Here is a 20,019-nt window from a genome sequence, read left to right on the forward strand (position 1 = left end):
AGTGGCAGACATGGACACGGACTGGCTGACTCTGTTGTGCGCCGCCGCACTGGCGTTCTCGGTCATGAACTACGTGGTGCTTGACGGCACCGATCTGGGCGTCGGCATGCTCATGGGGCTCACGGCTTGCAGCAAGCAGCGCAGGGTGATGGCGGTGTCAATTCTGCCGGTGTGGGACGCCAACGAAACCTGGCTGGTGCTCGGCGGCGGTGGGCTGCTGGCGCTGTTTCCGCTGGCGTACGCGATCTTGCTGCCGGCCCTGTATGTGCCGTTTATCGTGATGTTCCTGGCCTTGATTGCGCGGGCCATGGCGCTGGAGTTTCGCGACTACGCACCGAATGAAACACGCAAGCGCATCGTCGACGGCGTGCTGGCCCTGGCTTCGCTGCTGACCGGGTTGGTCCAGGGCATGGTGCTCGGCACTCTCGTGCAAGGCGTTGCGCATCAGGGCGGTCAGTACATTGGCGATGGCCGCGACTGGCTGAATCCGTTCCCGGTATTTTGCGGTTTAGTGCTGGTACTCGGTTACGTCTGGCTGGGGACGTGCTGGCTGTACTGGCGGACCCTTGATGAACTGCAGCAGCACTCGGCCCGCCAGGCCCGCGTCTTGGCGCTGGTCGTCGTGGCGTTATTGCTGGTGCTGATCGCATGGACGGCGACGTTGCAGCCGCAATATGCCCGGCGGCTTGCCGATATTCGGCTGTGGCTGGCGGCAGGGCTGATCCTCAGCACTCTAGGATGGGGGTTCAGCAAAGGTTTTCACGGGCGCTTTGACTGCGTGCCGTTGTTCGCCGCATTGGGCGTTTTCGTGCTGGCTTTCGCGGTGATGCTGGTCGCGCTATTTCCATTCATCATTCCGCCGGATCTGACTTTGAGCGAAGCAGCCTCAAGCCCGAACAGCCAGATCTTCATGCTGGTCGGATTCGCCGTACTCATACCGATAACCCTGACCTACAACACCTTCGGTTTCCGCGTGTTCAGCGGCAAGGTGCGCGTTGCCAGCGATGGCTGACATTCACGTCACCCGACCTTTTTTGCTCACCAGCGACAGTCGCGAAGCCCGTAGCAGATCAGCAAAAGCCGCCTTGTCGATCGGCCGGCTCATGAAATAGCCCTGCACCTCGTTGCATTGATCCTTGCCGAGAATCGCCAGTTGCTCCTCGGTCTCGACGCCTTCGGCGGTCACAGTCAGCCCCATGGCTTTGCCCAGACCGATGATCGCCTGCACCACGGCACGGTCGTTGGCGCCGCTGCTGATCGAGGCGATAAAGCGTTTGTCGATCTTGATCCCGTCGAATGGATAGGCGCGTAGGTAACCGAGCGACGAATAACCGGTGCCGAAGTCGTCCATGTTCAGACGCACGCCGAGCTCCTTGAGCTGATTCATGGTGGTCAGCGCGCCGTCGGTGTCGTTGAGCATCACGTTTTCGGTGATCTCCAGCTCCAGACGGCTGGCCGGGAAACGCGTATCCACCAGCACTTCACGAACATCCTCGACGACATCGCTGAGAGCGAACTGCGCAGGCGAGAGGTTGACCGACAGCAGAATGTCATGGGGCCATTCCAGCGCGGTTTCGCAGGCTTCGCGCAGCACCCAGCGGCCCAGCGGGACGATCAGGTCGGTCTGTTCGGCCAGCGGAATGAACACGTCCGGCCCGAGCAGGCCCTGGGTCGGATGCTGCCAGCGCACCAGCGCCTCCACCGAAACGATGTGCTTGCCATCAACCTTGTAGCGCGGCTGATAGTGCAGGACGAATTCGTTGTGCTTGAGCGCATGGCGCAGGTCATCTTCCATTTGCCGGCGCGTCTGGATCTGGTCGCTCATGTGCGCTTCGAAGAAGCACCAGGTGTTCTTGCCGTCGGATTTGGCCTGATACAGCGCGATGTCGGCGTAGCGGATCAGATCGCTGGCGGCAAAACCGTGTCGACGACTCAGGGCGATGCCGATGCTGGCGCCAATGTGCAGCGGATGTTGTTCGTAATTGATCGGTTGATGCAGGCTGCCGATCAGCCGTGTGCAGAATTTGTCGATCTCGTTATGGCTGTCCATTCCGTTGAGCACCACGACGAATTCATCACCACCGAGGCGGGCGACGATGTCGTGCTCGCGGGTGCATTCGCGCAGGCGCGTGGCGACTTCCTGGAGAACCGCGTCACCGGCAGGATGGCCGAGGGAATCATTGATCGGTTTGAAGTTGTCCAGATCGATCATCAGCAGCGACAGCGGTGGCGAGTGTTCTTTCAATATCAGCACTTCATCCAGATAACGCGCCAGTTTGTTGCGGTTGGGCAGGCCGGTCAGGGCGTCATGCATCGACAGGTGCTGGATCTGCGCATGGGCGGCGACTTCGTCGGTGATATCGCTGGCAGTACCGCGATAGCCGACGACGCTGTTCTTGTCGAAAATCGGCCGCGCCGAGAGCCGGCAGTGGCGCGGCTGCCCGGAGTGATCGCGATAAGTGCAGCGCAAGTCGCCGGCGCTGTTTTCTTCGCTGAGTTTGCGCAGCCACAGCTCCAGTGGTGTGGTGTCGCAAGTCAGTAATTCGCCGATGTCCTGGCCCAGCCATAGAGCTTGCGGGTAACCGGTGACTTCGCTGAAGCGCGCCGACAGATAGGTCAGCGACAACTGATCATCAACTTCCCAGATCCAGTCCGACGCCGCTTCGGCCACGGCGCGAAAGCGTTCTTCACTGGCTTCGAGGGCATGATTGGCTTTCTCGAGTGCCTGATTCGAGGCCTGCATGGCATGAATGCTGTTGTCGACGTATTGCGATGAGCGCAATGCATGGCGGAAAAAATAGGCGGTGAGCAGCATCAGCACCAGAAACGTCGCGCCGAGCGGGGGTACCAGCGTCCACAACAATTGCTGACCGGGCCGTTGCAGGTCGGCGACCAGGCTGTAGCCGGTGCTGTCGAGCGGCACGCTTGGATGGCCTTTCTCAATGGTTTCATCCGGGATCAGGGTCAGGTTCGTCAGGCCATAACCGCTGCCGATCTTGCGCAGTTTGGTCGGGGTCAGCTTGTCGACGAACACCAGCACCGAGGTGTTTCTCAGTTCATCCAGCGGGCGCTCGTCGTTGGGAATGATCGCGGCAGCGGTGATCAGCGCCGGCCAGCCTTCGAACAATGAATAACTGCTGATCGGCTTGGTCAGATCAGGCTGACTCAGCACCTGCTCGACCAGCGCCGAGGCGGGCGCTTGCAGTACGCTGGATACGTCGGTTTCAACCATCTGCCCGCGAATCACCGCGTACTTGGTGCGATTGCGATCAAGGACGAACACGCCGTCGTAGCCGTCGCTGGTGAACAGCGTCTTGCCCATGTTCTGTTCGGTGTAGGCCCAATTGACGTCGATCGACCCGCTCAAGGCCTCATAGGCGCGGGTCCAGTAGGCATAACTGGTGATGTAGTTTTTCGACGCGGTGATGCGGTTTTCCACGGCGCGCACGGAATAGAACTGGTTCTGTTCCAGATCTTTCGCATCCAGGGTATTGGCGATGCCAAGCAAGGTGCTGATCGCGGCGATGACACCCGCAACAAACAGTGCGCCAACGGCGATGGCCAGGCGCCGGGTCACGGCGCGTTGCGGGGTGGGGATTGGCTGCGCAGGGAGAATAACGGCCATGTGCTCGTCCTTGATCCGGTGTCTTCTGAATCTAGAACAATGGCGAGCGCACAATGTTCAGATTGTTGTTATTGGTATCGCCTGGATTTTTTCAAAGTGTAGCGAATCTGCCGGAATTTCCAGCAGCGCCGGCCAGCGGCGAATCCCGAAAGGGCGAGACTTCCCGCACAAAAACCGGATAATGGCCGCCATTCGTTTAGCCGTATTCTGGTAATCCCGCATGGAAATCAAGGTCAACTTTCTCGACAACCTTCGACTTGAAGCCAAGTTCGACGACTTCACGGTGATCGCCGATCAGCCAATTCGCTACAAGGGTGATGGTTCGGCACCGGGGCCGTTCGACTACTTCCTGGCGTCGTCGGCCTTGTGCGCGGCTTACTTCGTCAAGCTGTACTGCGACACGCGCAATATTCCGACAGAGAACATTCGCCTGTCGCAGAACAACATCGTCGACCCGGAAAACCGCTACAACCAGATTTTCAAGATTCAGGTCGAATTGCCCGCCGATATTTCGGACAAGGATCGCCAGGGCATCCTGCGTTCCATCGACCGTTGCACCGTGAAGAAAGTGGTGCAGACCGGCCCCGAGTTCATCATCGAAGAAGTCGACAACCTCGACGCCGATGCCCAGGCCTTGTTGATGCCTCAGTCCGATTCCCAGGCAGGCACCTACATCGCCGGCAAGGACCTGCCGCTGGAACAGACCATTGCCAACATGTCGAAGATCCTCGCCGACCTCGGCATGAAGATCGAAATCGCCTCGTGGCGCAACATCGTGCCCAACGTCTGGTCGCTGCACATTCGCGACGCGCATTCGCCGATGTGCTTCACCAACGGCAAGGGCGCGACCAAGGAAGGCGCACTGGCGTCGGCGCTGGGCGAGTTCATCGAGCGCCTCAATTGCAACTTCTTCTATAACGACCAGTTCTGGGGCGAAGACATCGCCAATGCCGAATTCGTCCATTACCCGGACGAGAAGTGGTTCAAGCCGGGTCCTAAGGACGAATTGCCAAGCGAGATTCTCGACGACTACACCCTCGGCATTTACAACCGCGATGGCGAACTGCGTGGCTCGCACCTTTACGACACCAATTCCGGCAACACCCAGCGCGGCATCTGCTCGCTGCCGTTCGTGCGCCAGTCGGACGGTGAGGTGGTGTACTTCCCGTCGAACCTGATCGAAAACCTCTACCTCAGCAACGGCATGAGCGCCGGCAATACCTTGGCCGAAGCGCAGGTGCAGTGCCTGTCGGAAATTTTCGAGCGCGCGGTGAAACGCGAAATCCTCGAAGGCGAAATGGCCCTGCCGGATGTACCGCAAGAGGTACTGGAAAAATACCCGAGCATCCTCGCCGGCATCAAAGGCCTTGAAGAGCAGGGCTTCCCGGTATTGGTCAAGGACGCCTCGCTGGGCGGTGAATTCCCGGTGATGTGCGTGACCCTGATGAATCCGCGCACTGGCGGCGTCTTCGCTTCCTTCGGCGCGCACCCGAGCCTGGAAGTCGCGCTGGAACGCAGCCTGACCGAGCTGCTCCAGGGCCGCAGCTTCGAAGGCCTCAATGACTTGCCGCAGCCGACGTTCTCGGGGCAGGCAGTGACCGAACCGAACAACTTTGTCGAGCACTTCATCGATTCCAGCGGTGTGGTGTCGTGGCGCTTCTTCAGTGCCAAGCCAGACTTCGAATTCGTCGAATGGGACTTCTCGGGCCAAGGCGAAAACTCCAACGCCGAAGAAGCCGCGACCCTGTTCGGCATCCTCGAAGACATGGGCAAGGAAGTCTACATGGCGGTCTACGAGCACATCGGCGCCAAGGCCTGCCGCATCCTCGTGCCGGATTACTCGGAGATCTACCCGATCGAAGACCTGATCTGGGACAACACCAACAAAGCCCTGCAATTCCGCGCCGACATCCTTAACCTGCACAACCTCAGCAAAGTCGGCCTGCGCAACCTCGTTCAGGGGCTGGAGCGCAGCGAGCAGGACGATTACACCGATATCACCACACTGATCGGCATCGAGTTCGATGACAACACGCCGTGGGGCAAGCTGACGATTCTGGAACTGCGCCTGCTGATCTACCTCGCGCTGCAGAAGTTTGACGAGGCCAAGGATCTGGTTGAGGCGTTCCTGCAATACAACGACAACACCGTTGAGCGTGGCTTGTTCTATCAGGCTGTGAATGTGGTGCTGGAGATGGAGCTGGACGAGGATCTCGAGCTGGAAGACTACGAGGCCAACTTCCGTCGGATGTTTGGTGACGAGCGTATGGATGCTGCGATTGGTTCGGTGAATGGCAGTGTGCGTTTTTACGGTTTGACGCCGACGAGCATGAAGCTGGAAGGGCTGGATCGGCATTTGCGCTTGATCGAAAGCTATAAAAAGCTGCATGCGGCGCGGGCGAATGGGACAACCTTGTCGCGCTGAGAGCAGGCGATCCAAATGTAGGAGCTGCCGGAGGCTCGGGCCGCGATCGGACGATCTTGTGATCTTGCTTTTGCCGTGATAAAGCAAAGTCAAGAGATCGCAGCCTGCGGCAGCTCCTACAGGTCGAGCTAACTTCAGCGGCCATGCGCGGCGTTGGCCAACTGCCCCGTATCTACCCGCACAAACACCGAATCACCCACTGCCGTCAGCACTTCCCCGGCATACACCTCGCAAATCACCCGGGTCTTGCGCCCGACTTCACCTTCGACTCGCGCGCGCAAGAGCAGCGGTACGCCCATCGGTGTGGGTTTGATGAACTTGATCCCAAGGTTACCGGTGACGCAGTCGATGCGCGGCAGGCTGCCGGCTTCGCGGTTTTCCGCGCGGTAGTGCCAGGCCATGGCGGTCCAGTTGGAGTGACAGTCGACGAGCATGGCAATCAGCCCGCCGTAAACCAGATCCGGCCAGCCGCAGTATTGAGCTTCGGGCAGATGCTCGGCGATGACGTGGTGGCCGTCCTCATCCCAACGACTTTTCACATGCAGGCCTTGCGGATTGCGGCCGCCGCAGCCGTAACAAACGCCTTCGGGGGCGGCGAGGTCTTGCAGCGGGGTGTCGTGGCTGGACATGGCGGGTTTCATCCTGGAGTGGCGAGGCCGGACAGGCGCAAGCGGTTGCGTCCGCCGCGTTTGGACTCATAGAGCGCGGCGTCGCCAAGTTCGATCAGCGCCGCGAGACTGGCCGGCGGTTTGTCGAACAGGGTGGCGCCGATGCTCAAGGTCACCGCAGCGGACGTGGGATAGGTGTGCGACGCCAGGGCCAGAAACTGTTCACGCAAGGCGTTGCCCAGTTCAAGGATAGCTTCGGCTGACGCGTTGTTGAGCAGCATCAGAAACTCATCGCCGCCCAGTCGCGCAGTCAATGCATGGGGCGGCAGCTGGGCGCGGATCATTTCGCTCAAGGCAATCAGCAAGCGATCACCGGCAATATGCCCGTACTGGTCGTTGACCAGTTTGAAGTTGTCGATATCGATCAACAGCAGCGCCCCTGGTTTTTGCGCGGAAACGCCGGCCAGCAGGCGGGGCGTGCGTTTTTCCAGGGCCCGGCGGTTGTACAGTGCGGTCAGCGGATCGCGCTCGGCGAGGCGGGCGATCTGTTTTTCCCGGCGATAACGCTCGGTGCCGGTCATCGACAGGGCGATCAACATGATCGCCATCGCGCCTTCGACCAGCGAAATCTGAATGATCTCGCCGCGAAACGCCGCCAGATCGATCAGCGTGCCGGGGATCACCACGGTCAGGGCCTTGGCCACATAAAAGATGCCGTGGCCAAGTAGCACATAGCGCAATTGCACCGCGCCAACGCTCAATGATTTGCCGTGTGGACGCAGCAGCGAACTGGCCTTGAGTGTCGGAATCGCCACCAGCATTGAGTTGGCCACCAACATGGCCTTGGACCACAGCGGCCCGTCCGGCAACGTCAACATGATCAGCCAGGTTGCGAAAATCAGGTACCACGCCGGCGACAGTCGGGTCTGGGTGAAGCGCGCCACACCGAGCAGGAAAAAGAAATGCGCGGTCACCAGCAGGCCGTTGGCGAACCAGATGCCCAGCAGCAGAAAACCGCTGCTGCGCAGCAGCGCGAGGGTGGAACCGATGGTGATGGTGGCGAAACCGGCGCTCCAGAACAGTAGCGAAGGCTCACGGATGCTGCGCCACTCGACCGCCAGGTACAGCGCGGCAGCGGCTGCGAGGGCGATCGTGATGGTCAGCATCGTTGGCGGGTCGAGCGGCATTTCCGGGCAGGCCTGTCTGTATGGCAATAGGCCTGCGATTGTAAGCGTTTGGTCAGGTTTTTCGCAGGGGGCGCGTTGCCGGGCAGACCACTGGCGCTTCAGCGGTCACTCTTGCGGGCTTAGCCAGGTGTCTACCACGCGGCGATCGAGCTCTTCCCAATAGGCCATGCCCAGCACCCGCGTGGTATTGAGGCCGCGCAGGTAACCGCGCAGTTGCTGGGCAGTGTCGCGGATCAATTGCGCATCGCGGGTGGTTTTGTCCAGCAGGACGCTTTCGTACTGCACTAGGTATTCGGCTACGCGGTCGCGATATTCGGGCAGCACGGCGTCACGGATCAGATCAAACGTTCTCAAGGCGAGACCCTCATCATTTTTCTTGAATGTGCTCAGTGTGCATCAGTCTGCGCGACGCGCAACTATTGCTGGAAGTAATAGTGACCATCAAGAAACGCAAGTTCTGCTTTGCCGGCGATCGGCGGAAAATCACCTCCATCGAAGACGCAGCTCAAGGAAATTGCGCGATGAACATTCTGACTCGACTGGCAATGATCGCCCTGCTGATGGGCGGGGTGGTTACTGCACCGGCTTACGCAGACGACGCCCGGTCGTGTCACCTGCAACCCATCGCCGCCAGCGCCTCGGCGTTGCAGCACACGCAGACCGTGGGTGTGTTGTTGAGCGAAAACACCTTGCAGAACCTGCAATACCTGGAGCGCTACCACGACATGGCGCTCAACGGTGCGAAAGACGCACTGGACTCGCGAATCCGCGACGCCTTTGTCGGCAGTTCCGACCCGGAACTGGCCCTCGACTGGCTGATGAGTTCGCTGCAACAGCAGTTCGTCTCGGTAACCGTCTACGACAATCTGGATGCGCTGGTTAAGGCCCATCCGGACGTGGTGGTCAAGCTCGACACCTTCAACCGCTTGCTGACCCAGCGCAACAGTCTGGTCGAGGCGCGCTTCTCTGCGCGGTTCTACGACGCCGATCTGCAGTACATCGGCAAGGCCGAGGGGGCGATCGAGCAAGAATTGCCTTCGGTCTGGGTGCACAACCAGGCAGCGCCGCAGATCGCGGCACAGATCAATCAGCAGCGTGATCTGCAACTCAATGCGCTGAAGCAATTCGATGTGTCGCTCAAGGCCCTGGTGGCGTCGAGCTGATTCTTAAAACGTAAATGGCAACGGCGGCGCCGTGAAGTCGAACCGTTGCCGGTTGAACCGAACCTTTATTTTCAGGATTACCCCGATGCGTCCTTTATTCGTGCCAGCCATGGCTTTTGTTTCCCTTTTGCTCGGCGGTTGTGCTTCGGCGCCGAACGATCCGACCCTGACGTTGCAGACCAGCAAGACGCCGGCGCAGTACGCCGATTGCGTGGTGCCGAAGTTGCAGGGCAGTGCGTTGAATCCGACGGTTTCGCAGAGTCAGCGCAGTTATCGGATTGTGGTGCCGAGCAAGGTATCCGCCGACAACGTGCTGGAGGCGTACAAGGCGGGGAAGGGCGGCAAGGTGTTCATTTATGAGCGGCATTTGCTGGCGTCGAATTTGTTGCCTTCGAGTTTTGAGCGGGCGGCTCAGGAGTGCATTTGATCTGAGCGCTTGACGGGTTTTGACAGAGCTCCTTTGGTTGGCCGCAACCAACCAATTTTTTCGCCCCACACTGGTTTTCGGTTGTGGGGCTTTTTTTTGGACTTGGCGGCCTTTGGGCCGACCATGCTCTTCGGGTTTTGGGTGTATATCCGTTTCTGCGGGTGTGGCTGATTACGGTTCCGCTCTTACAGCGGGTCACTTTTTCAAACGCCAAAAAGTAACCAAAAGGCTGCGCCCTGACGTTCGGCCCGCTCGCTTAGGCTCGGGGTTCCTTCGCTCCGGGATCGATCCGGGCGCAGCGGCTCCGGTTTGCTCCGCTGCACCTCCTTCCGCTGTGTACGACTGCGTCGTACGGTCGCTGCGCTCCCACGCCCGGATCAATCCCTCCGCTCAGCCTGCCGACGGGCTCCAAGATCAAGAGCCACTCGAGCTTGCGCTCATTGTATTGAGTGGTGAAAAGCGATGGGGTCTGCTTTTGCTTTTCTGTTGAGAGCAAGCCTGCATTGGACGTTGGGTGTTGACCAATTCCTGTCCACGCCACAAAAACCTGTGGGAGCTGGCTTGCCAGCGAAGGCTGCCTGACAGCCGCCCTGTTCTTGAGCAGAACGCGATCCAACTGTAGGAGCTGCCGAAGGCTGCGATCTTTTGATCTGGCCTTTGCTTTTGCTTTTCTGTTGAGAGCAAGCCTGCGTTGGACGTTGGGTGTTGACCAATTCCTGTCCACGCCACAAAAACCTGTGGGAGCTGGCTTGCCAGCGAAGGCTGCCTGACAGCCGCCCTGTTCTTGAGCAGAACGCGATCCAACTGTAGGAGCTGCCGAAGGCTGCGATCTTTTGATCTGGCCTTTGCTTTTGCTTTTCTGTTGAGAGCAAGCCTGCATTGGACGTTGGGTGTTGACCAATTCCTGTCCACGCCACAAAAACCTGTGGGAGCTGGCTTGCCAGCAAAGGCTGCCTGACAGCCGCCCTGTTCTTGAGCAGAACGCGATCCAACTGTAGGAGCTGCCGAAGGCTGCGATCTTTTGATCTGGCCTTTGCTTTTGCTTTTCTGTTGAGAGCAAGCCTGCGTTGGACGTTGGGTGTTGACCAATTCCTGTCCACGCCACAAAAACCTGTGGGAGCTGGCTTGCCAGCAAAGGCTGCCTGACAGCCGCCCCATTTCTCACTGAATGTACGCAATCAAACCTGTGGGAGCGAGCCTGCTCGCGAAGGCGGTCTGACGGCCGATCCATTTCTCGCTGAATGCACGCAATCAAAACTGTAGGAGTGAGCCTGCTCGCGATAGCGTCATCCCCGACAACACATCGCTGCCTGACCCGCCGCCATCGCGAACAGGCTCTCTCCTACATTGGACGTTGGCCGATTCCTGATCACACCACAAAACCTGTGGGAGCGAGCCTGCTCGCGAAGGCGCTAGCGCTCCGTTTGCGCCTTTACCCAGTCACGCACCCAGCCGGTACTTTGCCGGCAAAGCTATCCAGCAAGCTCGCCACGACCATTTCCCCCATCCGCGTGCGTGTCTGAAGCGTGGCGCTGGCCCGATGCGGTTGCAGCACCACTTGTTCATTACCAAACAACGCTTCCGGCACATTCGGTTCATCGACAAACACATCCAGCCCAGCCCCGGCAATCTCGCCAGCCGCAAGCGCGGCAACCAGATCCGTCTCATTCACCAGTTTGCCCCGGGCGACGTTGACCAGGTAACCGTCCTTGCCCAGCGCTTGCAGCACTTGCGCGTCGATGATCGCTTCGCCCTTGTCCGCTGCGGCGGCGAGGATCAGGGCGTCGCTGTCGCGGGCGAGTTGTTTGAGGTCGGCGACGAAGGTGTGGGGGACGTCGCTCATTGGTTGCAGGTCGGTGTAGCTGATCGGGCAGCCGAAGGCGGCGGCGCGGGTGGCGATGGCGCGGCCGACGCGGCCCATGCCGACGATGCCGATGCGCATGCCGGAGACTTGTCGGGCCAAGGGCAGCGGGGCGAGTGGGGTCGGGCTTTGCGGCCATTGGCCGGAGCGGACGTAGCGGTCGCTGGTGCACAGGCCACGACAGACCGAGATGAGCAGGCCGATGGCGAGGTCGGCGACGTCTTCGGTGAGGGCGCCGATGGTGGCGGTGACGCGGATGCCGCGGTCGCGGGCGTAGGCCAGATCGACGGCATCGGTGCCGACGCCGTTGACCGCGACGACTTCCAGGTTCGGCAGTTGCGCCATCAGCGCCTGGCTGATGCCGGTGTGGCCGCCGGTGATGACGCCGCGGATGTTGGCGCCGTGTTCGTTTATGTAGGCGGGTTTGTCCGCTTGCTGGAAGTAGCGGCGTACGGTGAACAGTTCCTCCAGACGCGCGTTGATTGCCGGGATCAGGATCGGGCTCAGTTGCAGGATTTCTGGCTTCATGGCTACCTCGTTACGCAATAAAAAGGCCGGCTCAACCGCGGCCGGCAAACGGCATGGCGCTGGCCATGACGGTCATGTTCAGGACGTTGGCCGACAGCGGCAGGCCGGCGATGTAGCGCACCGCATCGGCGACGTGTTTGACGTCGACCATCGGTTCGACGGCGATGCTGCCGTTGGCCTGGCGTACGCCTTGGGTCATGCGCACCGACATTTCCGTCAGGGCATTGCCGATGTCGATCTGGCTGCAGGCAATGTTGAATTCGCGGCCGTCCAGCGCCAGGGATTTGGTCAGGCCGAGCACGGCGTGTTTGCTCGCGGTGTAGGCGCTGCTGAACGGGCGCGGCGTGTGGGCCGAGATCGAACCGTTGTTGATGATTCGTCCGCCCAGCGGCTGTTGTTTGCGCATCAGCCCAAACGCGCCGCGAGCGCACAGAAAGACTCCGTTGAGGTTGGTGTCGATCACGTTGCGCCACTGCTCGAAGGTCAGTTCATCCAGCGGCACGGCGGGGGCGTTGACCCCGGCGTTGTTGAAGACCACGTCGAGGCGGCCGTAGACCTCGGCAATGGTCGCGAACAGCACGTCGACACTGGCCGGGTCACGCACGTCGGTGGGCACCGCCAAGGCTTGATGACCCTGGCTCTGCGCCAGTTCGACCAGCGTTTGCAAGGGCTCGGGCCGGCGTCCGGCGAGCACGAGGGTAAAACCGTCAGCCATCAGGCCGAGTGCTACGGCGCGGCCAATGCCACTGCCGGCGCCGGTCACCAGCGCGACTTTCAAAGGGGTCGTCATAGTGTTGTTCTCCTTTTTCTTAATCCGCGGGATCAGGGCCGTGGGCCGACGCGCATTTCCAATTGGCCGATGCCGTCGATGCCGGCGCTGATCACATCGCCCGGTTGCAGGCTGTCAACGCCAGCGGGGCTGCCGGTCATGATCAGGTCGCCGGCGCGCAGGGCCACGGATTGCGAGATGCGGGCGATCACTTCGCTGACCGACCAGATCTGGCTGTCGAGGTTGTCGCGCTGGCGTTCTTCGCCGTTGACGTTCAGCCACAACTCGCCCTCGGGATGGCCGCAGCGGCTCACCGGGACAACGGCAGTCATCGGCGCCGCGCCGTCGAACACCTTGGCGCCTTCCCACGGCAAGCCGTTGCTCTTGGCTGCGCGTTGAACATCGCGGCGGGTCAGGTCGAGGCCGGCAGCGTAGCCCCAGACGTAGGCCAGAGCCTGATCTTCAGGGATATGGGCGCCGCCTTCACCGATGGCCACGACCAGTTCGATTTCGTGAACGAAGTCCTCGCACACTGAGGGGAAGGCGACGTCGCCGACGGCATCGACCACGCAGCTTGCCGGTTTCATGAAAAACACCGGCGGCTGGCGCGACTGGCCTTGAGAGTCCGGCCATGGGTAGTTACGGCCGACACAGAACACCCGGCCAACGGGGAAGCGCTGCTCGGTGTCGAGTACCGGCAAGGTCACGGGCAGATCCGGGGTAAAGACGTATTCGGTCATGTTCATCCTGCGGGTCATCCTGTTTGAAAGGGCAGCGTACGGCGGCTGGCGTCGGCGAAGTTGGACGAAAGCCGCCTGTGTTTGGACAAATCCGGCTTTCTCTGCTCAGCGCACCTTCAGTTCGATGCGATACAGGCGCCCGAGCAGCAACGAGTAGGAGAGGGTGCCGATCAGCGCAACACCGCCAATAAACCAGAAGGCATAGGCGAAGGTGCCGGTGGCGTGAACGATGGCGCCGATCACGATCGGTGTGACAATGCCGCCGATATTCGCCGCCAGGCTGGTAATGCCGCCGGTGAGGCCGATCAGCTCTTTCGGCGCCACTTCCGACACCGCCGCCCACGACGAGGACGCGATGCCCTGGGCGAAGAAGGCGATGGTCAGCACGGCGATGCAGATCAGGTTGGAATCGGTGAAATTCACCAGCACGATCGACATGCCCAGCATTGAACCGACCACCAGCGGCAACTTGCGCGCAAACGACATCGAGTAGCCGCGACGGATCAGCAGGTCGGAAACGATGCCGGCCAGCAGAATCCCCACCGTCGCACCCACGAACGGCAGCACGGCAAAGATCCCGGCCTTGATCATGGTCAGTTTGCGTTCTTCGATCAGGTAGGTCGGGAACCAGGTGAGGAAGAAGTACAGCGCCGAGGTGCTGGCGAATTTGCCGATGCAGATCGCCCAGATCTGCCGATAGCTGAACAGTTCGGCAATCTGCCGCCAGTTGAAACGGGTGCGCTCCTGACTGCTCTTGACCAGACCGCCGCCGGTTTCGATGTACTTCAATTCTTCCTGGCTGACCTTCTTGCAGTTCAGCGGATCGCGATACAGGTACAGCCACAGCACACCGAAGACGATGCCGAGTGCGCCAGTGCTGTAGAACACGTGGCGCCAGTCGAAGGTGGTCGCCAGCCACAGCAGCGCGCCGGTGAACAACGCCGTGCCGAGGTACTGGCCGCACACGTAAATGCTGCTGGCCATCCCGCGTTCCCGCGCCGGGAACCACACCGTCACGGCGCGGCTGTTGGCCGGAAAGGCCGGGGCTTCCATGGCGCCGACCGCCAGGCGCAGGCCGAACAGCGAAGCAAATCCTGTGGCGAAGCCCTGGCAGACGGTGACGGTCGACCAACTGATCAGCGATACGCCGTAGGTGAAGCGCGAACCAAACCGGTCAGCGATGAACCCGGCCGGCACCAGCGCCAAGGCATAGGTCCAGGCGAACGCGGAGAAGATCAGGCCCATTTCGATCTTGTCCAGGCCCAGGTCCTTGGCCATGAACGGAGCGGCAATCGAAATGTTCACCCGGTCGATGTAATTGATGATCGTCGCAATCAGCAGCAACGACAGCATGAACCAGCGCCGCCGCGTAGGCAGGCGCTGCGTCGTAACGGCATCGCGTGCGCCGGCAATCACCGGCGGCACCGTGGCACTGGAAGAATGGGAGTTGGACATGCGGAGACCTCGTTATTGTTAGAAGAGTCGAGATTTTTCGAGCAGCCGATGCCGTTGCCCGCAACGTGTGGGGCAAGGCAATCGAACGGGTTGCAGCGCGGTTTTCAGAAGTTCAGGAACGTCTTTCTGCGACTGATTTCAAGGGGAGGTCGGGCGGGGCGGCGAGGGGAAATAGCAGGATCATGACGTGCGCACCTTTGATTGTTTTTGAAAGAGGTCGGGCTGCGTTGGTCATTACAGTGGTCGTACAACGGTTCTAAATCAACCGATGGGTTAGAACGTTTTCTCTTCAAAAATGTGGATTTGGCGAACGTGTCCAAAAAGATAAATGCGATTTGTCTTGAGAATAAAGATCAGTTGTAAATCTTAACCAGCTGAAAAATAACGACTATCGTTATTTTTATAGTGGTGCGGTTTTTGGACAGGCATATGGTGAGGCTTCTTTCAAAAAAGACAACGTCATCGTATGACTCGTTGCCGCCCACCGCACAACCCTGCAAGATGATGGGCGCCACCTCACTGCTCGGAGGACCTCCCGCCCATGTCTTCACCCAGCCGTATCCCGACCTACGTCATGCAGCAACGCAGCGAATTGACCGATTTCTACATTCGCGACAAAAAGGGTCGGCGCGCCGAAACCGCGCCTCACCGGCACGAGTACTTCCAGATCCAGATCAACCTCGGTGGCGACACCGTGCAGCACATCGGCAGCGTGCAGCGGCCGTTCCCGCGCAACACTCTGGCGTTCATCCTGCCGCACCGCGTGCATGTGATTCCGCATCCCGCAGACAGCAATTTCATCGTCATCAATTTTTCCCAGACGTTCCTCTTGCCGCATCTACAGTGCGACCCGATGGATCTGGAAGAGGTGTCAATCCTGCTCGCGCCTGAACTGTCGCCGTTCCGCTTTCAGGAGCATCTGGATTTCATTTTGGGCGATGAGGATTTCGCTCAGGTCTGCGGCCTGATCGAGCAGATGCGCAGCCTTGATGAGAACCGTCAGTTCGGCACGCGGGAAATGCTCAAGGGCTTGTTGCTGCAGATGATTGGCAGCGTATGTTTTCTTTACGCCGAGCCGCTCAAGCGCTTGGCAGAAGAGAACGCCGCCGAAAACAGCCGTCGCGACGCTTTGAGCCGCATGTTCGAATACTTGCGGAAGAACATCGCCGATCCTGATCTCAACCTGATCAAAGTCGCCGCTGCGACCTATCTGTCACCGACTTACCTGACGCACTGGCTGCGCAAGGAGATCGGCAAGACTTTCACCGAGCTGGTGCTGGAGCGGCGCATGCACGCGGCGCGCAATTTCCTGCTCAACAGCACGCGCTCGGTGGGCGAGGTCGCGCGGCTGTGTGGATTTGCTGATGAGGCCTATTTCTCTCGGCGGTTTCGCCAGATTCATGGCCAGCCACCGGGGCAGTTTCGTCGCCGCCAGCTCAACCCGGACACGCCGCAAACTCCTCTGAATACTTAGAACGGCGTTCAGACCCACTTGAAGCGGGCAGGGAAGCGCGCCACGAAACAGGTGCCTGCCTCGCTGTCGGACGTCACGGTCAAGGTGCCGTTGTGCGCATTGGCAATTTGCCCGGCAATGTACAAGCCCAGTCCCAACCCTTCATGACGCTGGCCCGCTTCCGAACGGGAAAACGGTTCGAACAGCAGCGGCATCAGCGCAGGCGGGATTGGCATGCCCTGGTTGGTCAGAGAAATGACGATTTCGTCGCCCTCGGCAAAGGCTTTGAGCACGATCGGTTCGGCCGTAGAACCGTGGGTCACCGCGTTGCCCAGCAGATTCGACAACAACTGGCTGATGCGCAATGGGTCGCAATAGACCCCGGTCGGTACCTCAAGCGAATCAATGAACTTCGCCTGCGGGTACGCCACCTGGATTTCTTCCAGGGTCTGGCGCAGCGTTTGCTGCAAGTCATCGACCAGTTTGCGTTGCACCGGAATCCCGCTGCCGAGCCGACCCCGGGCAAAGTCGAGGATGTTTTCGATCAGCACGCCCATGCGCACCGAACTGGTACGGATCGCCGATAGCAGGGTACGCGAGCGCTTGTCTTCGGCTTTGCTTTGCAGCAGGTCGGCACTCATGCGAATGGCACTGAGTGGCGTGCGCAAGTCATGGCCCAGTACGGCGATGAACTGCTCGCGCAGACGGCCCATTTCGTTGGCATCGGCCAGTGCGGTTTTGGTCGCGTGCAAATGGCCCTGGGTATCCAGGCTCATCGCAATCAGCTGGGCGAAGAGGGTGAGGGTCTTTTCGATGGCCGGGTCGTCGAGGTTCGCCGGAACCGAATCAATGGCGCAGAGTGTGCCGAAAAACTCGCCATCGGCCTTGATGATCGGAATCGAAATGTAGCTTTCCAGACCATAGGTTTTCGGCGTGTGGTGCGTGGAGAACAGCGGGTGCTGGCTGGCATGGCCGAAGATCACCGGCTGATGGTGCTGACGGATCTCATGACAAATCGTCGATTCCAGTACCAGTTCGCCGCCGGGCAACAGGCCGAAGTCTATCGAGTCATCCACGGCGCAAGCGATCCACTTGCTCTCGGTGACCCGCGCTACAGCGGCGAAGCGCATGCCGGTCGTATGCTTGACCATGCTCAGGATCACAGGCACAGCGTCAATGCTGCCGATGGCCTGGAGGTCGGAGGAGAAATCTGTCTGGGGCATGGCCGGCGCTTCGCGAAAGTGTCGCCAGAGACTATCGGTAATTGCCGGCCATGCCTAATGAACCTGCAAAAAAGGGCGCCGGGAAAAGTCCCGGCGCCCTGTGCGGTGCTTGCTGAGCGCTATCGCCTCAGAACTTGTACTTGGCGGTCATCATGTAGCTGCGCGGGGTGCCGTAGTTGTCGGTCGAGCCCCAGGTCACGTCGGTGCCGATGGAGGAATAGTACTTGCGGTCAAAGATGTTGTTGGCATTGACCTGCAGGTCGAGGTGCTTGTTGACCTCATAACCGGCCATCAGGTCGGTGACCGCGTAGCCGCCCTGTTCTAGACGATAGCTGCCGCCATTGGCCAGAGCGATGTCGTTGTACATGCGGCTCTGCCAGTAGACGTTGCCGCCCACGCGCAGTTTTTCCAGCGGGCCTTTGAAGCGGTACACGGTGGAGACCTTGAACAGGTGCTCGGGCATGTCGGTGTCGAATTTCTGGTTATTGTTGGCCGGGTTTTCGTCCTTGATGTAGTGGGCGCGGGTGTAGGTGTAGCCGGCGCCGACTTGCCATTGCTCGGTCAGCGCACCTTGCAGTTCCATGTCCACGCCTTGGGCGCGAACCTTGCCGGAGGTTTCGTAGCAGGTCAGTTCCGGGCAGCCGAGCTGGGTCGCCGCCTGGGTGGCGCGGTTGGTCTGGTCCATCTGGAACACCGCCACGCTGCCGTTCAGCGCGCCGTCGAAATATTCGCCCTTGATTCCGACTTCGTAGTTTTCACCGACGATCGGCTCGAGCACTTTGCCGCCGAGGTCCTTCTGGGTTTGCGGGGTGAAGATATCGGTGTAGCTGGCGTAGACCGAATGATGGTCATCGAGTTTGTAGATCAGGCCGGCGTAACGGGTCAGGTTGCGCGTGACCTTGAAGTCACCGTCGGCACTGCGATCGTCGTAGTCATACCAGTCCAGGCGGCTGCCGAGGATCAACGTCAGCGGGTCGGCCAGGCTCAAGCGCGTGGTCAGGTAAACCGCGTCCTGGGTGGTGACGTTGCGCGATTTGCCACTGCGGACGAAGTCAGGCTTGGGCGCGGCGATCGGCAGACCTGTGTCGTAGGGCGAGTATTCCTTGGTGGTGGCGTCGTACACGCGGTTGCTGGCGCCGACCACCAGTTCGTGAGTGCGGCCGAACGCTTCGAACGGGCCGCTGGCGAAACCGTCGAAGGCGCGTTGCTTGTCGGTGTGGTGCGATTGGTAGGCGGTGGTTTCCAGCGGGCCGTCGTAGCGCGACAGGTACGTGCCGGAGAATTCGCCGTCGGTTGTCGAAGTCGAGCCGCCGAGGTGCAGTTTCCAGTCATTGGCGAAACGGTGTTCGACTTCACCGAACACGGTGTCGACCTGCAGCTTGCGGTTCTCCCAATCGGTGCCCGGGTAAGTGGAGCGAGGCAGGTCGAGGTGGTGGCCGTTTTCGCCGATCGGCAGGCCGCCCCAGAAATAGTTGGTCTGATCGTTTTGCCGGGAGAAGCCGAGGGTCGCGGTGGTGCTGTCACTCAGGTCGGCTTCACCGATGGCGTAGAACAGGCCGTGATCGTTTTCTTCCTTGTCGCGGAAACTGTCCGCGCCCTGATACGACGTCACTACCCGGCCACGCAGGGTGCCGCTTTCGTTCAGCGGGCTGGAGGCATCGACTTCGCCACGGTAGTCATCCCAGCTGCCGGCGGCGCCGGTGAGGGTTACGCGCTGATCAGCGGTTGGACGCTTGCGCACCATGTTGATCGCCGCCGACGGGTTGCCGGCACCGGTGACCAGGCCGGTCGCGCCACGAACGATTTCCACCCGGTCGAACATCGCCAGGTTCGGTTGCACCGCCAGGGTGTACGGCGAATACGAGCTGGGCAGGCCGTCGTACATGATGTTGTCGATGTCGAAACCGCGCGCCTTGTAAGTCTGCCGGCCCGGACCGCTGGCCTCGCTGAGGAACAGCCCCGGCGTACCGCGCACCACGTCGTTGACGCTGGTCATGTTCTGGTCGTCCATGCGCTGACGAGTGATCACCGTCACCGCCTGCGGCGTTTCGCGCATGGTCAGCGACAGCTTGGTCGCGGTCTGCATCGGGCCGGTGGTGTAGGACTGCGTGTCTTCGGTGGTGCCGCTCATCTGCGTAGCGCCGATTTCGGTCGCTTGCAGTTCCAGCGGGCCATTGGCTGGCGCAGTGGCTGCGGTTTCTTCAGCCAACGCAGGAGCGATGCTGGCCATGCCGATGGCGAGTGCGAGGAGGTTAGGTGAAAGGTTCGAGCGGCGGTGAATGGTGTGAAACGACATCTATCTGCTTCCCCAAGATTTACCCAAACGAAACTAATGCGAGTGAATGTAAGAATTATTCGCATTAGTATGTCGGAAGTTTCCGGGGGAATAAACCCGTACGAGTCAGTTAGTTAATGATTTTTTCACAATTGGATTTGATGGCCTCCGCAGGCAAATGTGGGAGCGGGCCTGCTCGCGAAGGCGGTGTGTCATTCAACAGATGCGTTGTCTGATACGACGCTTTCGCGAGCAGGCTCGCTCCCACAGGGTTATGCGG

Annotated in this window: 15 protein-coding genes; 5 read left to right on the top strand and 10 right to left on the bottom strand. The window is 60.2% G+C overall.

Annotated elements, in window-relative coordinates:
* The first annotated feature begins 10 nt into the window (after positions 1 to 10).
* Positions 11 to 1,012 (top strand): cytochrome d ubiquinol oxidase subunit II, encoded by a 1,002-nt coding sequence (cydB, locus tag FEE99_RS16115; RefSeq protein ID WP_041480437.1) that lies wholly within the window; start codon positions 11 to 13, stop codon positions 1,010 to 1,012.
* A 3-nt stretch (positions 1,013 to 1,015) separates the two neighbouring features.
* On the opposite strand, the gene FEE99_RS16120 is transcribed toward cydB, so the two are convergent.
* On the bottom strand, positions 1,016 to 3,625 hold the full coding sequence (locus tag FEE99_RS16120; protein ID WP_041480436.1) for a bifunctional diguanylate cyclase/phosphodiesterase: 2,610 nt from the start codon (positions 3,623 to 3,625) through the stop codon (positions 1,016 to 1,018).
* Positions 3,626 to 3,845: 220 nt separating this feature from the next.
* Between FEE99_RS16120 and FEE99_RS16125 the strand changes: the two genes are divergently transcribed.
* Complete coding sequence (locus tag FEE99_RS16125) at positions 3,846 to 6,050, top strand: OsmC domain/YcaO domain-containing protein (RefSeq protein ID WP_041480435.1); 2,205 nt, start codon at positions 3,846 to 3,848, stop codon at positions 6,048 to 6,050.
* 134 nt (positions 6,051 to 6,184) lie between these two features.
* Here FEE99_RS16125 and FEE99_RS16130 read toward each other — a convergent pair whose 3' ends face one another.
* The 3 genes from FEE99_RS16130 to FEE99_RS16140 all read right to left on the bottom strand — a co-directional run bounded on the left by FEE99_RS16130 (position 6,185) and on the right by FEE99_RS16140 (position 8,199).
* The gene (locus FEE99_RS16130; RefSeq protein WP_041480434.1) at positions 6,185 to 6,679 is read right to left on the bottom strand and encodes a PaaI family thioesterase; all 495 of its coding nucleotides are present in this window, start codon (positions 6,677 to 6,679) and stop codon (positions 6,185 to 6,187) included.
* An 8-nt stretch (positions 6,680 to 6,687) separates the two neighbouring features.
* Positions 6,688 to 7,845 (bottom strand): GGDEF domain-containing protein, encoded by a 1,158-nt coding sequence (locus FEE99_RS16135; protein ID WP_064361157.1) that lies wholly within the window; start codon positions 7,843 to 7,845, stop codon positions 6,688 to 6,690.
* 105 nt (positions 7,846 to 7,950) lie between these two features.
* Positions 7,951 to 8,199 (bottom strand): hypothetical protein, encoded by a 249-nt coding sequence (locus FEE99_RS16140; protein ID WP_041480432.1) that lies wholly within the window; start codon positions 8,197 to 8,199, stop codon positions 7,951 to 7,953.
* A 167-nt stretch (positions 8,200 to 8,366) separates the two neighbouring features.
* On the opposite strand from FEE99_RS16140, the gene FEE99_RS16145 reads away from it, so the two are divergent.
* A complete protein-coding gene (locus tag FEE99_RS16145; protein ID WP_041480628.1) occupies positions 8,367 to 9,008 on the top strand; it encodes a class II glutamine amidotransferase in 642 nt (213 codons plus the stop codon).
* Between the two features lie 85 nt (positions 9,009 to 9,093).
* Positions 9,094 to 9,435: a hypothetical protein gene (locus FEE99_RS16150; RefSeq protein ID WP_041480431.1), complete on the top strand. Its 342-nt coding sequence runs from the start codon at positions 9,094 to 9,096 to the stop codon at positions 9,433 to 9,435.
* A gap of 1,432 nt (positions 9,436 to 10,867) precedes the next feature.
* Here FEE99_RS16150 and FEE99_RS16155 read toward each other — a convergent pair.
* The 4 genes from FEE99_RS16155 to FEE99_RS16170 form a co-directional block, all read right to left on the bottom strand.
* Positions 10,868 to 11,824, bottom strand: coding sequence for a 2-hydroxyacid dehydrogenase (locus tag FEE99_RS16155; protein ID WP_041478657.1), 957 nt, complete (start codon positions 11,822 to 11,824; stop codon positions 10,868 to 10,870).
* Between the two features lie 31 nt (positions 11,825 to 11,855).
* Complete coding sequence (locus FEE99_RS16160) at positions 11,856 to 12,614, bottom strand: SDR family oxidoreductase (RefSeq protein WP_041478658.1); 759 nt, start codon at positions 12,612 to 12,614, stop codon at positions 11,856 to 11,858.
* A 32-nt stretch (positions 12,615 to 12,646) separates the two neighbouring features.
* A complete protein-coding gene (locus FEE99_RS16165; protein WP_041478659.1) occupies positions 12,647 to 13,339 on the bottom strand; it encodes a fumarylacetoacetate hydrolase family protein in 693 nt (230 codons plus the stop codon).
* A 99-nt stretch (positions 13,340 to 13,438) separates the two neighbouring features.
* Positions 13,439 to 14,788, bottom strand: coding sequence for an MFS transporter (locus FEE99_RS16170; protein ID WP_016774438.1), 1,350 nt, complete (start codon positions 14,786 to 14,788; stop codon positions 13,439 to 13,441).
* A 541-nt stretch (positions 14,789 to 15,329) separates the two neighbouring features.
* Here FEE99_RS16170 and FEE99_RS16175 point away from each other — a divergent pair.
* The gene (locus tag FEE99_RS16175; protein ID WP_041478660.1) at positions 15,330 to 16,262 is read left to right on the top strand and encodes a helix-turn-helix transcriptional regulator; all 933 of its coding nucleotides are present in this window, start codon (positions 15,330 to 15,332) and stop codon (positions 16,260 to 16,262) included.
* An 8-nt stretch (positions 16,263 to 16,270) separates the two neighbouring features.
* Here the strand turns inward: FEE99_RS16175 and FEE99_RS16180 are convergent, their stop codons facing one another.
* Positions 16,271 to 17,464, bottom strand: coding sequence for a GAF domain-containing sensor histidine kinase (locus tag FEE99_RS16180; protein WP_041478661.1), 1,194 nt, complete (start codon positions 17,462 to 17,464; stop codon positions 16,271 to 16,273).
* Between the two features lie 127 nt (positions 17,465 to 17,591).
* Positions 17,592 to 19,760 carry a TonB-dependent siderophore receptor gene (locus FEE99_RS16185; protein ID WP_041478662.1) on the bottom strand — a complete coding sequence of 723 codons (2,169 nt, stop codon included), beginning with the start codon at positions 19,758 to 19,760 and terminating at the stop codon, positions 17,592 to 17,594.
* Positions 19,761 to 20,019 lie beyond the last annotated feature (259 nt).

Origin of the sequence: Pseudomonas sp. ef1, from assembly GCF_007293365.2 — a bacterium.
Taxonomy (GTDB): Bacteria; Pseudomonadota; Gammaproteobacteria; order Pseudomonadales; family Pseudomonadaceae; genus Aquipseudomonas; species Aquipseudomonas siliginis.

Excerpts from the sequence above, each read along its gene's own strand:
- cydB (WP_041480437.1), top strand. The coding sequence starts at position 11 with ATGGACACGGACTGGCTGACTCTGTTGTGCGCCGCCGCACTGGCGTTC.
- FEE99_RS16120 (WP_041480436.1), bottom strand. The coding sequence starts at position 3,625 with ATGGCCGTTATTCTCCCTGCGCAGCCAATCCCCACCCCGCAACGCGCC.
- FEE99_RS16125 (WP_041480435.1), top strand. The coding sequence starts at position 3,846 with ATGGAAATCAAGGTCAACTTTCTCGACAACCTTCGACTTGAAGCCAAG.
- FEE99_RS16130 (WP_041480434.1), bottom strand. The coding sequence starts at position 6,679 with ATGTCCAGCCACGACACCCCGCTGCAAGACCTCGCCGCCCCCGAAGGC.
- FEE99_RS16135 (WP_064361157.1), bottom strand. The coding sequence starts at position 7,845 with ATGCCGCTCGACCCGCCAACGATGCTGACCATCACGATCGCCCTCGCA.
- FEE99_RS16145 (WP_041480628.1), top strand. The coding sequence starts at position 8,367 with ATGAACATTCTGACTCGACTGGCAATGATCGCCCTGCTGATGGGCGGG.
- FEE99_RS16150 (WP_041480431.1), top strand. The coding sequence starts at position 9,094 with ATGCGTCCTTTATTCGTGCCAGCCATGGCTTTTGTTTCCCTTTTGCTC.
- FEE99_RS16155 (WP_041478657.1), bottom strand. The coding sequence starts at position 11,824 with ATGAAGCCAGAAATCCTGCAACTGAGCCCGATCCTGATCCCGGCAATC.
- FEE99_RS16160 (WP_041478658.1), bottom strand. The coding sequence starts at position 12,614 with ATGACGACCCCTTTGAAAGTCGCGCTGGTGACCGGCGCCGGCAGTGGC.
- FEE99_RS16165 (WP_041478659.1), bottom strand. The coding sequence starts at position 13,339 with ATGAACATGACCGAATACGTCTTTACCCCGGATCTGCCCGTGACCTTG.
- FEE99_RS16170 (WP_016774438.1), bottom strand. The coding sequence starts at position 14,788 with ATGTCCAACTCCCATTCTTCCAGTGCCACGGTGCCGCCGGTGATTGCC.
- FEE99_RS16175 (WP_041478660.1), top strand. The coding sequence starts at position 15,330 with ATGTCTTCACCCAGCCGTATCCCGACCTACGTCATGCAGCAACGCAGC.
- FEE99_RS16180 (WP_041478661.1), bottom strand. The coding sequence starts at position 17,464 with ATGCCCCAGACAGATTTCTCCTCCGACCTCCAGGCCATCGGCAGCATT.
- FEE99_RS16185 (WP_041478662.1), bottom strand. The coding sequence starts at position 19,760 with ATGTCGTTTCACACCATTCACCGCCGCTCGAACCTTTCACCTAACCTC.